Annotated in this window: 9 protein-coding genes; 4 read left to right on the forward strand and 5 right to left on the reverse strand. The window is 64.6% G+C overall.

Annotated elements, in window-relative coordinates:
• Positions 1-140: 140 nt before the first annotated feature.
• Together AC0L18_RS25040 and AC0L18_RS25045 are read right to left on the reverse strand one after the other, a co-directional pair.
• Complete coding sequence (locus tag AC0L18_RS25040; protein WP_473494621.1) at positions 141-986, reverse strand: fumarylacetoacetate hydrolase family protein; 846 nt, start codon at positions 984-986, stop codon at positions 141-143.
• 62 nt (positions 987-1,048) lie between these two features.
• Complete coding sequence (locus AC0L18_RS25045) at positions 1,049-1,780, reverse strand: SDR family oxidoreductase (RefSeq protein WP_473494622.1); 732 nt, start codon at positions 1,778-1,780, stop codon at positions 1,049-1,051.
• Positions 1,781-2,125: 345 nt separating this feature from the next.
• Here AC0L18_RS25045 and AC0L18_RS25050 point away from each other — a divergent pair, with 345 nt between their 5' ends.
• The gene (locus AC0L18_RS25050) at positions 2,126-3,349 is read left to right on the forward strand and encodes an IS4 family transposase (protein ID WP_473494623.1); all 1,224 of its coding nucleotides are present in this window, start codon (positions 2,126-2,128) and stop codon (positions 3,347-3,349) included.
• A gap of 76 nt (positions 3,350-3,425) precedes the next feature.
• Here the strand turns inward: AC0L18_RS25050 and AC0L18_RS25055 are convergent, their stop codons facing one another.
• From AC0L18_RS25055 to AC0L18_RS25065, 3 genes are all read right to left on the reverse strand, one after another.
• Positions 3,426-5,798: an aldehyde dehydrogenase family protein gene (locus tag AC0L18_RS25055; protein ID WP_473494624.1), complete on the reverse strand. Its 2,373-nt coding sequence runs from the start codon at positions 5,796-5,798 to the stop codon at positions 3,426-3,428.
• Positions 5,799-5,814: 16 nt separating this feature from the next.
• Positions 5,815-6,864, reverse strand: coding sequence for a deoxyribose-phosphate aldolase (gene deoC, locus AC0L18_RS25060; RefSeq protein ID WP_473494626.1), 1,050 nt, complete (start codon positions 6,862-6,864; stop codon positions 5,815-5,817).
• A gap of 424 nt (positions 6,865-7,288) precedes the next feature.
• On the reverse strand, positions 7,289-8,116 hold the full coding sequence (locus AC0L18_RS25065; RefSeq protein WP_473494628.1) for a ferredoxin--NADP reductase: 828 nt from the start codon (positions 8,114-8,116) through the stop codon (positions 7,289-7,291).
• A gap of 233 nt (positions 8,117-8,349) precedes the next feature.
• Here AC0L18_RS25065 and AC0L18_RS25070 point away from each other — a divergent pair, with 233 nt between their 5' ends.
• From AC0L18_RS25070 to AC0L18_RS25080, 3 genes are all read left to right on the forward strand, one after another.
• Positions 8,350-10,434, forward strand: a complete 2,085-nt coding sequence (locus AC0L18_RS25070; protein ID WP_473494629.1) for a hydantoinase/oxoprolinase family protein — start codon at positions 8,350-8,352, stop codon at positions 10,432-10,434.
• 172 nt (positions 10,435-10,606) lie between these two features.
• Complete coding sequence (locus AC0L18_RS25075; protein ID WP_473494630.1) at positions 10,607-12,352, forward strand: hydantoinase B/oxoprolinase family protein; 1,746 nt, start codon at positions 10,607-10,609, stop codon at positions 12,350-12,352.
• 116 nt (positions 12,353-12,468) lie between these two features.
• Positions 12,469-13,245: an ABC transporter substrate-binding protein gene (locus AC0L18_RS25080; RefSeq protein ID WP_473494631.1), complete on the forward strand. Its 777-nt coding sequence runs from the start codon at positions 12,469-12,471 to the stop codon at positions 13,243-13,245.
• The last annotated feature ends 142 nt before the right edge of the window (positions 13,246-13,387 follow it).

The following is a 13,387-nucleotide window of genomic DNA, read 5'->3' on the forward strand; positions in this document are numbered from 1 at the left end:
GGGAGAAGGTGGATCGGCGCGCAGCGCCGAGCCGGATGAGGGGTGTTGGACGGAGTGCGGTCGGTGCCAATCTGGAGCACCCCTCATCCGACCGAGCTTCGCTCGGCCACCTTCTCCCACAAGGGGAGAAGGAACAGCGCCTACAAATCCGCCTTGAACGTCTGCTTCTGCATGCCCAGCCCTTCGATGCCGAGCTCGACGACGTCGCCGGGTTTTAGGAACACCGGCGGCTTCATGCCCAGCCCAACGCCGGGCGGCGTGCCGGTCGAGATGATGTCGCCAGGATGCAGCGACATGAACTGGCTGAGATAGGAGACGAGGTAGGCGACGCCATAGACCATGGTTTTGGTCGAGCCGTTCTGCATCGTCTTGCCGTTGACCTTCAGCCACATCGGGATGTTCTGGGGATCCTGGACCTCGTCCTTGGTCACCAGCCATGGGCCGATCGGCCCGAACGTGTCGCAGGACTTGCCTTTGGTCCACTGGCCCTGGCGCTCGGCCTGGAAGGCGCGCTCGGACACGTCGTGCGCGACGCAATAGCCGGCCACATAATCCAGCGCCTCGGCCTCGGTGACGTATTTGGCGGTTTTGCCGATGACCACGCCAAGCTCGACTTCCCAGTCGGTCTTGACCGAGCCGCGCGGGATCAGCACGTCGTCATCAGGCCCGACGATGGCCGAGCTTGCTTTCATGAAGATGATCGGCTCCGGCGGCACGGTGGCGCCGGTCTCGGCGGCGTGGTCGGAATAGTTGAGGCCGATGCAGATGAATTTGCCGGTGCCGGCAACGCAGGCGCCGATGCGGGTTTTGCCGGAAACCGCCGGCAGCGATTTCGGATCGAGCTTCGACAGCGTTTCGAGCGATGCCGGGTCGAGCGCCTTGCCGGCAATGTCGGTGACATGGCCGGAGAGATCGCGGATCGTCCCATCCGCATCGAGCAGGCCGGGGCGTTCGCTCCCCGCTTCGCCATAGCGCAGCAGTTTCATTCTTTTTCTCCTAAATTGCGGCGCAGAGGCCGTTTGCAAACTCAGAGTTTTCAAATGGCCTCTTAGATCGACCAGCCACCGTCGATATTATAAGCCTGCCCCGACGTATAGGTGGCTCCAGCCAGATAGACGGCGAGATCGGCGATTTCCTCTGCTGTGCCGAGGCGGCCCATCGGCTGGCGGGCGATGAAGGCGGCGCGTGCCGCCTCGTAGTCGCCCTGCGCATGCATGCGGTCCTCCAGCGACGGGCTTTCGACGGTGCCCGGGCAAATGGCGTTGCAGCGTATGCCCTTGCCGACATAGTCGGCGGCGACCGATTTGGTCAGGCCGATGACGGCCGCCTTGGTCAGCCCATAGACGAAGCGGTTGGGCACGCCCTTGGTCGAGCCGGCCAGCGACGCCATGTTGATGATCGAGCCGTCGCCGCGCTCCAGCATGCCGGGCAGCACGGCGCGGATGGTGCGGATCATCGAGCGAACGTTGAGATCATAGGCAAAGTCGAGGTCGGCGTCCTTCATTTCGAGGATCGAGCCGGAGTGGACGAAGCCGGCGCAGTTGAACAGCACGTCGACAGCGCCGATCTCGGCGAAGGCCGAGGTCACAGCCTCGTCGTTCAGCACGTCGAGCTTGCGGGTCTTGATATCAGCCGTTTTGCCGAGGTCGGCGAGCAGCACCTCGTTGATGTCGGTGGCGTGGACGACAGCGCCCGCCTTGGCGAAAGCCAGCGCGCTCGCCCGGCCGATGCCTTGTGCCGCCGCCGTGACGACAACGATCTTGCCTGCCAGATCCGCCATGCCTTTTTTCTCCCTCTGTGGCCGCCCGGGTGCTATTCGCCTAGGGGCGGCAAATGTTTTTTCTCGGTAAAGAACATCTTTTGGCCCGTCAAGCCCGGCGCCGAGGCAGCGTCTTTCTCCCCGTCACTATACCTATCGCATTCACACATCTCGGTTGCGCTTTTCGGCGAAGCTCGATTCTATTTCGGCCGGAAAGACGAAGGAGGTTTGAATGACCGGCATCGAGTACGGGCTAGGGCGATTTGGCGATCGCCGCCTGGAAAAAGGGGGGCCTGCTTGCATGCCGCGCTGGTTGCGCGGCCTGGATCGTGTATCCGCCGGCTTGGCGGCAGTCGGGCGGGCGAGATGCAGTTCACGCAATTTCTGCGCAACCGCTCGGTGAGCGCTGCGGAGATGTCGCGGCATGCCGGCGAACAGACCGGGCGGCGCGCGGTTGGTCGCCATGTCGTTGCCGTGCAAGACAGCTCGGAATTGGCGCTGGGTTCTCGGCGGGCGCGGGCAGGCTACGGTCCGGTCGGCAATGGCAATACAGCAGGTCTGATGCTGCACCCTATGCTGGCGGTAGAGGCCGGCACGGGAGCGCTGCTGGGCCTGGTCTCTATGCGGGTCTGGAACCGCGACGCAGAAGAACTGGCGCCGCGGCGCCAGCGGGCGACGAGCAAAAAGGAATCGCAGCGCTGGATCGATGCAACCAAGCAGGCCGGCGCGGTTCTGGAAGGGGCGGCCAGCATCACCATCCTGTCGGATCGCGAGAGCGACTTTTATGAACTGTTCGCCGAACGTCCGCACAATGTCGACCTGATCGTGCGGGCCTGCCAGAACCGGCGCATCGAGGCCGCGCAAGAAGAGCCAGGCTTGCTGTTCGCCTTCATCGACGCCCAGCCTGAGCAAAGCCGCTTTGCCGTGACCATCCCCGCCGCGCCCGGACGATGCGCACGGGATGCCGAGCTGGCGGTGCGTTACGCGCCGGTGACGGTGCGGCGCCCACTCAACGGAGCCGATCCGGCGTTGCCCGAGACGGTCGGTTTGACACTGGTCGATGTTCGCGAGGTGTCGAAGCCGAAAGACGGCAGCGAACCGGTGCATTGGCGCTTGCTGACCACCCACAGTGTCGCCACCGTGGCCCAGGCACGCCGTGTCGTCGACCTCTACCGCTCGCGCTGGGTCATCGAGGAGTTCTTCCGCACCCTCAAGACGGCAGGCTTCGACATCGAGGCGGCCGACATCGGCGACCCGCCTGCCATGATCAACTTCGCCGCCGCGGCCACGATCGCCGCCGTCACCATCAAGCAACTCGTGCAGGCCCGCGACGGCAACACCGATCAGAGGCTCAGCGATGCTTTCGATCCCGACGACCGTCCCATTCTCGAAGCGGTCTCTGCCAAGCTTGAAGGCAAGACCGAGCGACAACGCAATCCCCATCCCAAAGGATCTCTGGCCTTCGCAGCCTGGGTCATCGCTCGCCTCGGCGGCTGGACCGGCTACTACGGCAAGCCAGGCCCCAAGGTGATGCGCATCGGCCTCGCAGAGTTCCACGCCATCAAGTACGGAGCCACGCTCGATGTGTGAATCCGATAGGTCACTATACGGGGAGAAATGCCCGGCAGGCAGGTGAGGGGCGGCGCCGACGTCGACAATTGCTTGCTCAGTCGCCGTAGGGCACCCAGACGTTCTTGACCTCGACGGCACGGCGCAGCAAGGCATCGCCGGCGGCCTCGGCCGACGCCCAGTCGAGGCTGCGGCCGTTGCCGGTCCAGACGCGCTTGAGATTGCCGACGGAGTCGGCTTCGGCCCTGGCGCAGGTCTCGGCATCGGCGAACAGCCACAGCCCGTCGACATCGTCATGCCTGGCCAGCACGCCGGCGAGCTCGGCGGTGCGGCCGGTGACGATGTTGATGGCGCCGGCCGGAACGTCGGAATATTCGATGACCTGGTAAAGATCGGTGGCAAGCAGCGGATATTTTTCCGAAGGCACCGCGACCACGGTGTTGCCCATTGCCAGCGCCGGCGCCACCAGCGAGATCAGGCCGAGCAGCGGCGCATTGTCGGACGCCACGATGCCGACGACGCCGACCGGCTCGTGCAGCGCCAGCGTGACGGCGCGGGCCGGCGGCTGGTGGACGCGGCCCTCGAACTTGTCGGCCAGGCCGGCATAGAGGAACAGCCGCTCGATCGACAGCTCGACCTCGTCGCGCGCCGCCTTGGCGGTGGCGCCGGTAAGCTCCGTTAAACGAGCCGCGAATTCATCGGCACGGCCGGACAGGTTCTCGGCCAGATAGTACAGCACCTGGCTGCGGTTATAGGCAGTCGCCTCCGGCCAGGCCTTGCAGGCACGAGCAGCCGCGACGGCATCGCGAACATCCTTGCGGCTGCCGAGCCCGACCTCGCCGGCAAGCTTGCCCTTGGTAGTGGCTATTGCAAGCGAATAATTGCCGTCCGGCCGCACCTGCTTGCCGCCGATGAACAGCTTTGCCGTGCGGTCGATGGCGTCGCCTTCCGCCCGCTCGATCGGCTGCGCCGTTGCCGCTGCCGGCTTGACGACCGGGCCGAGCGGCAGCTTTGCAAAGAGATATTCGAGCATGCCCTCGCGCCCGCCTTCGCGGCCAAAACCGCTTTCGCGATAACCGCCGAAGCCGCAGGCGGCGTCGAACATGTTGGTGCCGTTGACCCAGACGACGCCGGCCTTCAATTGCGGCGCGACGTGCAGCGCAAGGTTGACGTTCTCGCTCCACACCGAAGCGGCCAGGCCGTAGCGCGTGTTGTTGGCGAGCTCGATCGCTTCCTCGGTGTTGCGGAAGGTCATACTCGCCAGCACCGGTCCGAATACTTCTTCTTGGGCCAGGATATTGGCCGGAGAAACACCGGTGGCGAGTGTCGGCAGGTGATAATAACCGGAAGACGGCAGCGCCACGTCGGGCTGCCAGCAGACGGCGCCCTGCTTGGCGCCTTCGGCGACCAGCCCCTTGACGCGATCGAGCTGGGTTAGGTCGACCAGCGGGCCGATATCGGTGTTCTTGTCGAGCGGGCTGCCGACGCGCAGCCGGCTCATCCGTGTCTTGACCTTGGCGATGAAGGCCTCGGTGACGCCTTCCTGCACCAAAAGCCGCGAGCCGGCACAGCAGACCTGGCCCTGGTTGAACCAGATGCCGTCGACCAGTCCCTCGACGGCGCTGTCGAGGTCGGCGTCCTCGAAGACGACGAAGGCCGACTTGCCGCCAAGCTCCAGCGATATTTTTTTGCCCGACCCGGCAGTGGCCTTGCGGATGATCTTGCCGACCTCGGACGAGCCGGTGAAGGCGATTTTTTGGACGCCGGGATGGTTGACGATTGCCGCGCCCGCTTCGGGTCCGCCCTGGACGATGTTGACGACGCCCTTCGGCACGCCGGCGCGCTGACAAATCTCGGTGAACAGGATGGCGGTGAGCGGCGTGAACTCGGCCGGCTTGAGCACCACCGTGCAGCCGGCGGCGAGCGCCGGCGCGATTTTCCAGGCCAGCATCAGTAGCGGGAAATTCCAGGGGATGATCTGGCCGACGACGCCGACGCCCTTCTGATCCGGAAAATCCCTGTCCAGCGCCTGCGCCCAGCCGGCATGGTGGATGAAATGGCGGATGGCCAGCGGCACGTCGATGTCGCGGCTTTCGCGGATCGGCTTGCCGTTGTCGATCGATTCCAGCACCGCAAACAGCCGCTGGTGGCGCTGCATGGCGCGGCCGATGGCGTAGAGCACCTTTGCACGGCTGTAGCCGGAGCTGGCGCTCCATTTCGGCAGCGCCTTGGCCGCGGCCGAAACTGCCGCATCGATATCGGCAGCTCCGGCATCCGACACCCTGGCCAGCAATTTCCCCGAAGACGGGTCGCTGGTATCAAAAGTCTTGCCGCCGCCGGCCGCCTTCCAGTCGCCGCCGATGAACAGCGCTTTGGAAAAATCACGCGCGGCAAGCCAGGCATCGGCCTCATTGCGGGCCTCCGGCGCCGGGCCGTAGTCCATGGCATGATAGCGTTCGAGAATGTTCATGGCGCGCTCCCGATAGTCACGCCATCGCGTGGCGATGATTGGCCGAATAGTGACCGGTCAGATGGTGTTCGAGCTGGCGCTCGATGTCGGTCAAAAGGCTCGATGCACCGAAGCGGAACAGGTCCGGCTCCAGCCACCGCCGGCCCAGCTCTTCCTTCATCAGCACCAGCCAGTCGAGCGACGCCTTTGCCGTCGAAATGCCGCCGGCCGGCTTGAAGCCGATGAGATAGCCGGTCTCCTCGAAATAGGCGCGGATGGCGCGCACCATGGCAAGGCCGACCGGCAGCGTTGCGTTGACGCTTTCCTTGCCGGTCGAGGTCTTTATGAAATCGGCGCCCGCCATCATCGCCACCATCGACGCCAGCATGACGTTGCGCAGCGTGGCGAGGTCGCCGGTGCCGAGAATCACCTTCAGATGCGCCTCGCCGCAGGCGGCGCGCATCGCAACGATCTCGTTGTAGAGTTCCTGCCATTTCGCGGCAAAGACCAGGCCGCGCGGAATGACGACGTCGATCTCGTCGGCGCCATCGCTGACCGACGCTTCGATCTCCTGCAGCCGCGTCGACAGCGGCGTGAGGCCGTGCGGGAAGGCGGTGGATACGGCGGCGACATGGATGCCGCTGCCGCGCAGCGCATCGACGGCGGTGGCGACGAAGGGATGATAGACGCAGACCGCCGCCGGGCGGATCTTCTCGCCCGTAATGCCGAGGCCTTCGACGATGTCGCGGCGGAACGGATTGACCGCCTTGGCGCACAGCCGGCGCACGCGCTCTTCGGTATCGTTCGAGTTCAGCGTGGTCAGGTCCATGCAGGCGACGGCGCGCAGCAGCCAGGCGGCCTGGTTGTCGGCCTTGATCGAGCGCCGCTTGGTCAGGCTGGCGACACGCCGCTCCAGCGCCGAGCGGTTGACGCTGCGCATCGATTCCATGAAGCCGAGATCGAGCGTCATGCCGGGATTGCGGGCAATTCCGTGCGCTTGCGGCGCCGGCGCGTTGGCGGCAGCGCGCGCCGGCAGCGGCGTGATTTTGGAAGGTCCGCGCTCTGCTTCGCGGCTGGTGCTGCTCATCTCCTGCCCCTTTGTTCGACGACTTGCGGTCGAAGATAGACCGTGAAGCAGCGCTTCACGAGTCCTTCAGGCGGTCATAACGGAAAAATCCCAACAGCGCGGCGGCTCAGGATAAAATGCTGATCTGCAGCGATCCTTGGCGCCCCCCTCTGTCCTGCCGGACATCTCCCCCACGAGGGGGGAGATTGGCAGCTTGGCCGCTACGCTCAATCCTGCAACTTAGACAATTGGCGAAAGCCGGGATCACAGCCGATCTCTCCCCAAGTGGGGGAGATGTCCGGCAGGACAGAGGGGGGCGCTGTCCCGCCGGCGTCAAACGTTTTGCACCGTCGTGGCGCTCTAATGTCACGGAATGGATCCCAGGGTCTGCGCCGCGTCGCTTCGCTCCTTGCTTCGCCCTGGGATGACGAAGTGTGTCGAGACCCTACCCGACAAACGCCCGCTCGACGACGAAGCTTGCCGGATGATGCAGCGAGCCTTCCTCGAAGCCGAGGCTTTCGGCCAGCTCCTTGACATCCCTGAGCATGTGCATCGAGCCGCAGATCATGATGCGGTCGGTTTCGGGGTCGAGTTTGTCGATGCCGAGATCGGTAAAAAATTTTCCCGAGCCGATCAGCGCGGTGATGCGGCCCATGCGCTCGGAGGCTTCGCGCGTCGTCGAATTGTAGAGCGTGACGCGGCCGCCGGTCAGTTCGCCGATCAGCGGGTCGTTCTCCAGCTCTGCAACCAGCTCCTGGCCGTAGGTCAGTTCGGCATTGTCGCGGCAGGTGTGGGTCAGCACGACCTGCTCGAATTTCTCAAAAGTATCGGGGTCGCGCAGCAGGCTGGCGAAGGGCGCGATGCCGGTGCCGGTCGAGATCATGAACAGGCGCTTGGCCGGGGTCAACGCGTCGACCACCAGCGTGCCGGTCGATTTTTGCCGCATGATGACGGTGTCGCCGATCTCGATCTTTTGCAGCTCAGACGTCAGCGGGCCGTCCGGCACCTTGATCGAAAAAAATTCCAGCTCGTCGTCCCAGGCAGGGCTGGCGATCGAATAGGCGCGGAACACCGGCTTCTCGGCATTGGGCAGGCCGATCATGACGAACTCGCCGGAGCGGAAGCGCAGCGACTGCGGCCGGGTGATGCGGAACGAAAACAGCCGGTCGGTATAGTGCTTCACCGAGACGACAGTCTCGGCATAGACATTGGCCGGAATTGGGAACTGCAGCGGCCGGGCGCCGGCGGTGTTGAGCGCGGATGTGGTGTTCATCAAACCTAACCTTCTGGCCTAACCTTCTGGCCAACCCGAGGACGCTGACGCCAAACTTTCTCCTGCGCGCCCGAACCGATCAGGTTCCGGCGTGCCGTTTGCACACTGCCAAGCGGTAAGCTCTTGTGTCCGGAATTTATTAGTATACAAATGATATTTGCGTCAAGACGCCAGCGGGAAACAGCTTTCCAAACTGAGACATATCTGTAGTCCTGACATTTCGGGTTTCGACAATGGAAGAGTATTTTTCGGCGCAGGCGCTGGATTCCTCGGGCAGCGTCGTCGCCGGCATCGATGTCGGCGGAACCTTTACCGACCTGCTTCTGATCGACGGCCGTCACGGTGGCAAGGTGCATATCGCCAAGACCCCGACCACTGTCGACAACCAGGCTTTTGGGGTCGTTTCGGCGCTCGACGCCACCGGTTTTCCCATCCGCGGCATCGACCTCATCGTGCACGGCACGACCACCACCACCAACGCGGTGCTCGAGCGCCGGCTCGCCAAAACGGGCATGATCACCACGCGCGGTTTTCGCGACGTCATCGAGCTTGGCCGGCGGACGCGTCCGCAGGCCTATGGCATGACCGGCAGCTTCGTCCCGATCATTCCGCGCAACCTGCGGCTTGAAGTGTCGGAGCGCGTCGAAGCCTCGGGCGCGGTGCGCATTCCTCTCGACGAAGCCGAGATGCGCGCGGCGGTTTCACAATTGCTCGCGGCCGGCTGCGAATCCCTCGTCATCCACTTTTTGCATTCCTACGCCAATCCGGCGCATGAGCGGCGCGCCGCCGAGATCGCCGCCGCGCTTTGGCCGAACAGCTACATCACGACGGGCCATGCACTGCTGTCGGAAGCGCGTGAATTCGAGCGCGGCGTCACCGCTTCGGTCAACGCCTCGGTGCAGCCGATCCTCGAGCGCTATGTCGAGCGGCTGCGCAAGGAATTGGGGTCGAAAGGCTATGCCCGCGACTTCCTGATCATGAACGGCAATGGCGGCATGATCTCGGCCCGCTTTGTCACCCGTGAATCGGCCAAGACCGTGATGTCCGGCCCAGCCTCCGGCGTCATCGCCGCCGCCTATACCGGAAAACGCGCCGGCTTCGAAAACCTGGTCACCTACGACATGGGCGGCACCTCGACCGACGTGGCGCTGATCCGCAATGCCGAACCGGCGGTGTCGAACGAGATCGAGATCGAATATGCGATGCCGATCCATGTGCCGATGGTGGCGGTGCACACCGTCGGCGCCGGCGGCGGCTCGATCGCCCGCGTCGATGCGGCCGGCCTGATCCAGATCGGCCCGGAAAGCGCCGGCGCCAATCCCGGCCCGATCTGCTACGGCCGCGGCGGCGTTGAACCGACCATCACCGATGCCAATCTGGTGCTCGGCCGGCTGGCGCCAAAAAAGCTGCTCGCCGTCGAGAACCCGGTCACATCAGAAAACGTCACCGGCATTTTCGAGGACAGGATCGGCCGCCCCACCGGCCTGTCCGGCGTCGAGGCGGCTGGTGCGGTGCTGCGGCTCGGCAACATAAAAATGGCCGGTGCCATCCGCATGGTCTCGGTGTCGCGCGGCCACGACCCGCGCGATTTCGCGCTGTTCGCCTTCGGCGGCGCCGGGCCGCTGCATGCGACCGCACTGGCGCGCGAACTCGGCCTGCCCAAAGTCTTGGTGCCGGCGCGGCCGGGCATCACCAATGCGCTCGGCTGCGTCGTCGCCGATCTCAGGCACGATTTCGTCAACACCGTCAACCAGCCGGTGGCCGGTCTTGATGAAACCCAGCTTCACGCGGTATTGGAACGGCATCGAAACGAAGGCGAGGAGCTGATCGGCAAGGAAGCGGTGAAACCGGAGACGATCCGCGTCACCCATTCCGCCGACATGCAGTTCGTCGGCCAGACCCACATCATCAACCTGCCGCTGCCGTCGTCTTCGGTGACGCGCGCCGTCCTGCAGCAGCTGTTCGAAAAGGCCTATTTCGCCCGCTTCAAGGTCGAGCTGCCGGAAATCCGCGCCAATCTGGTCAACCTCAACACTTCGGTCACCGGCGTGCGGCCGGCGATCGACCTGTCGCGGCTGATCGACCCGGCTGGCCGCGCCAGAACGCTCGATGAGGCGCGCCGCGAAATCCGGCCGGTCTGGTATGGCGGGCGCTGGCACGACACGCCGGTCTACGTCAGGGAAAAGCTGCCGCTCGACGCGGTCATCGCAGGGCCGGCGATCCTCGAACAGATGGACGCCACCACCGTGCTAGAGCCCGGCGACCGGGCGCGCTCGGACGCCGACGGCAACATCATCATAGAGGTGGGGCAGATATGATAAGGCTTTCATCGAAGAGGACCCCCACCCCTAACCCCTCCCCACAAGGGGGAGGAGGATTTGGTCGAGCCACCAGTTCCTGGCATCGACACGCAGCGATTTGCTGCTTTCAGCGCCAACAAGAATCCCCCTCCCCCTTGTGGGGAGGGGTTAGGGGTGGGGGTCCGCGCGGATGATCACTCTCGACGCCATTACGCTTTCGGTCATCCAGGCGGCGCTGCAGCAGGTCTGCGACGAGATGGACCTGACGTTTTCGCGCGCCGCCTTCTCGCCGGTCATTGCCGAGGCCAACGACCGCTCCGACGGCATCTATTCGGCGCTCGACGGATCGCTGATCGCACAAGGCAGCCAGGGCCTGCCGGTGTTCGTCGGCGTCATGCAGTATTCGACCAGGACGGTGATCGAGATGATCGCCGATGGACGCTGCCTGCCGCCCGAGCCTGGCGACATCTACATCGTCAACGACCCCTATCTCGGCGGCACCCATCTGATGGATGTGCGCTTCGCCATGCCGGTCTACCGCGACGGAAAAATCTTCTGCTGGCTGTCGAACACCGGCCACTGGCCAGATATCGGCGGCTCGGTGCCGGGTGGCTTTTCCGCCTCGGCAACGGCGGTCGAGCAGGAAGGCCTGCGGCTGCCGCCGGTGAAACTGTTCAAGCAGGGTGTGCTCGATCGCGAGATCTACGCCATCATCTGCTCGAACATCAGGGTTGCCGACCAGCGCATCGGCGATATCCGCGCGCAAGCGGCGGCACTGCTGATCGGCCAGGACCGGCTCAACGGAATCCTGGATCGTTACGGGGACGAAACGGTCGTCGAGGCGATCGCCGAACTGCGCCGCCGGGCCGCCGAACAGATGCGCGCCAACATTTCGGCCATTCCCGATGGCATCTATCGCTCCCAAGCCTTTGTCGATTCCGACGGAGTGGTCAACGAACCGCTGACCATTGCGCTGGCGGTCGAGAAACAAGGCGACACGCTCAGCTTCGATTTTTCGGGCTCGTCAAAACCCTGCGCCGGGCCGATGAACAGCGTGCTGGCGACGACCTTGTCGTCGGTCTATCTCGCCATGCGCCACATTTTCCCCGACGTGCCGATCAGCGCCGGCGCCTTCGAGCCGCTGATCGTCAAGCGGCCGGAAGGGACTTTTCTCGACGCCAAATATCCGCGCCCGGTGTCGGGCTGTGCCGCCGAGGTGTCGCAGCGCATCGCCGAGGCGGTATTCGCGGCGATGGTGCAGGCGCTGCCCGACAAGGTGACGGCGGCTCCGGCCGGCTCCAGCGGCAATTTCGCGCTTGGCGGCAACGACCCGGCCCGCGGCCGCGACTATGTCATGTACCAGATTTCTGGCGGCGGCTATGGCGGCAATGCCGGTCACGACGGCCTGAGCAATGGCTGCTCGACCATCGGCATTTCCAAATCGCCGCCGGTCGAAATCATGGAACAGGCTTTTCCGGTGCTCTACCGCCATTATGCCCTGCGCGAAGGCTCGGGCGGCGCCGGCAAGCATCGCGGCGGTTTTGGGCTCGCCTATGAGGTCGAGATCCTGCGCGGCGACGCCCGCGCCTCCTTCGTCATGGACCACGGCCGTTTCGGCCCGCAGGGCGCGCTCGGCGGCAAGGACGGCGCGGTCAACACGGTGACCGTTTTTCGCGACGGCAGAGAACATGTGCCGCCGCACCTCTCCAAGGAGCAGGACATCGCGCTAAAAACCGGCGACCGCGTGCGCGTCGGCACGCCGGGCGGCGGCGGCTATGGCGATCCCCTGCAGCGCGACCCGCAACTGGTGCTGCGGGATGTCGCCCTGGGCTATTATACGCCCGAACAGGCCAGCGAGAAATTTGGCGTCGCCCTTTCCGCGGACGGGTCGGCGATCGACCTGGCCGCCACCGGGCGGAGACGAGCCGCCGGCTGACCGTCGAAGCCTGCAATCGGCCCTGCCGCGCCGTGATCGCCGTAGGGCATGTCGTTTCCGTCTCCGCCGCGCCCACAAAACCCCGTAGACTTCTCCCATCAACGGAGATCTGGATCATGCGCCTTATCGGTCGTTTCTTGGCTGCCGCTTCCGTCGCCCTGGCGCTCGCCACCGGTGCTGCCTCTGCCCAGGACAAGAAACTCAGGCTCGGCACCGAGGGCGCCTATCCGCCTTTCAACTATGCCAATGCCGATGGCACGCTGGGCGGTTTCGACATCGATCTCGGCAAGGCGCTGTGCGCCGAGATGAAGACCGAATGCGAGTTCGTCGTGCAGGATTTCGACGGCTCGATCCCCGCCCTGCAGGCCGGCAAGTTCGACGCCATCATCAACATCACCATCACGCCGGAACGCGCCGAGAAGGTCGACTTCACCAAAAAATACTACCAGACGCCGCCGGCCATCGCGGTGCCGAAGGATTCGACCGTCACCGGCACCTCGCCCGAAGACCTGAAAGGCAAGGCGCTGGGCGTGCAGAGCGCGACGATCCACCAGAATTTCGCCGAGCAGAAATACGCAGGCTCGACCATAAGACCGTATCCGACCGGCGACGACGCCCGCACCGACATGGTCAACGGCCGCCTCGACGCGGTGATGGACGGCTCGATCCTGCTGACCGAATGGCTGAAAAAACCCGAGGGCGCTTGCTGCAAGCTGCTCGGCACCCTGGCCCCCGACCCGGCCATCCACGGCCCAGGCGTCGGCATCGCGCTGCAGAAGGGCAACAAGGAGCTGGCCGAAAAACTCGACGCGGCGATCGACGCGCTGCGCGCCAACGGCAAATACAAGGAAATCAACGACAAGTACTTTGCCTTTGACGTCTACGGCGAGTAGCGAGTCCCGGGCAATCGCCTCAGGTTTGCGCTGCCCCTCATCCGCCTGCCGGCACCTTCTCCCCGTATAGTGACGGGGAGAAGGGGATTTCCTGCACCGCTGCCGATTGGCGAAATCCTCGGTTACGGCGTCCTTCTCCCCG

The organism is Mesorhizobium sp. WSM4819, from assembly GCF_055811215.1.

Coding starts and splice junctions, on each gene's coding strand:
- AC0L18_RS25065 (WP_473494628.1), bottom strand. CDS start 8,116: ATGAACACCACATCCGCGCTCAACACCGCCGGCGCCCGGCCGCTGCAG.
- AC0L18_RS25055 (WP_473494624.1), bottom strand. CDS start 5,798: ATGAACATTCTCGAACGCTATCATGCCATGGACTACGGCCCGGCGCCG.
- AC0L18_RS25070 (WP_473494629.1), top strand. CDS start 8,350: ATGGAAGAGTATTTTTCGGCGCAGGCGCTGGATTCCTCGGGCAGCGTC.
- AC0L18_RS25050 (WP_473494623.1), top strand. CDS start 2,126: ATGCAGTTCACGCAATTTCTGCGCAACCGCTCGGTGAGCGCTGCGGAG.
- AC0L18_RS25080 (WP_473494631.1), top strand. CDS start 12,469: ATGCGCCTTATCGGTCGTTTCTTGGCTGCCGCTTCCGTCGCCCTGGCG.
- AC0L18_RS25075 (WP_473494630.1), top strand. CDS start 10,607: ATGATCACTCTCGACGCCATTACGCTTTCGGTCATCCAGGCGGCGCTG.
- deoC (WP_473494626.1), bottom strand. CDS start 6,864: ATGAGCAGCACCAGCCGCGAAGCAGAGCGCGGACCTTCCAAAATCACG.
- AC0L18_RS25045 (WP_473494622.1), bottom strand. CDS start 1,780: ATGGCGGATCTGGCAGGCAAGATCGTTGTCGTCACGGCGGCGGCACAA.
- AC0L18_RS25040 (WP_473494621.1), bottom strand. CDS start 986: ATGAAACTGCTGCGCTATGGCGAAGCGGGGAGCGAACGCCCCGGCCTG.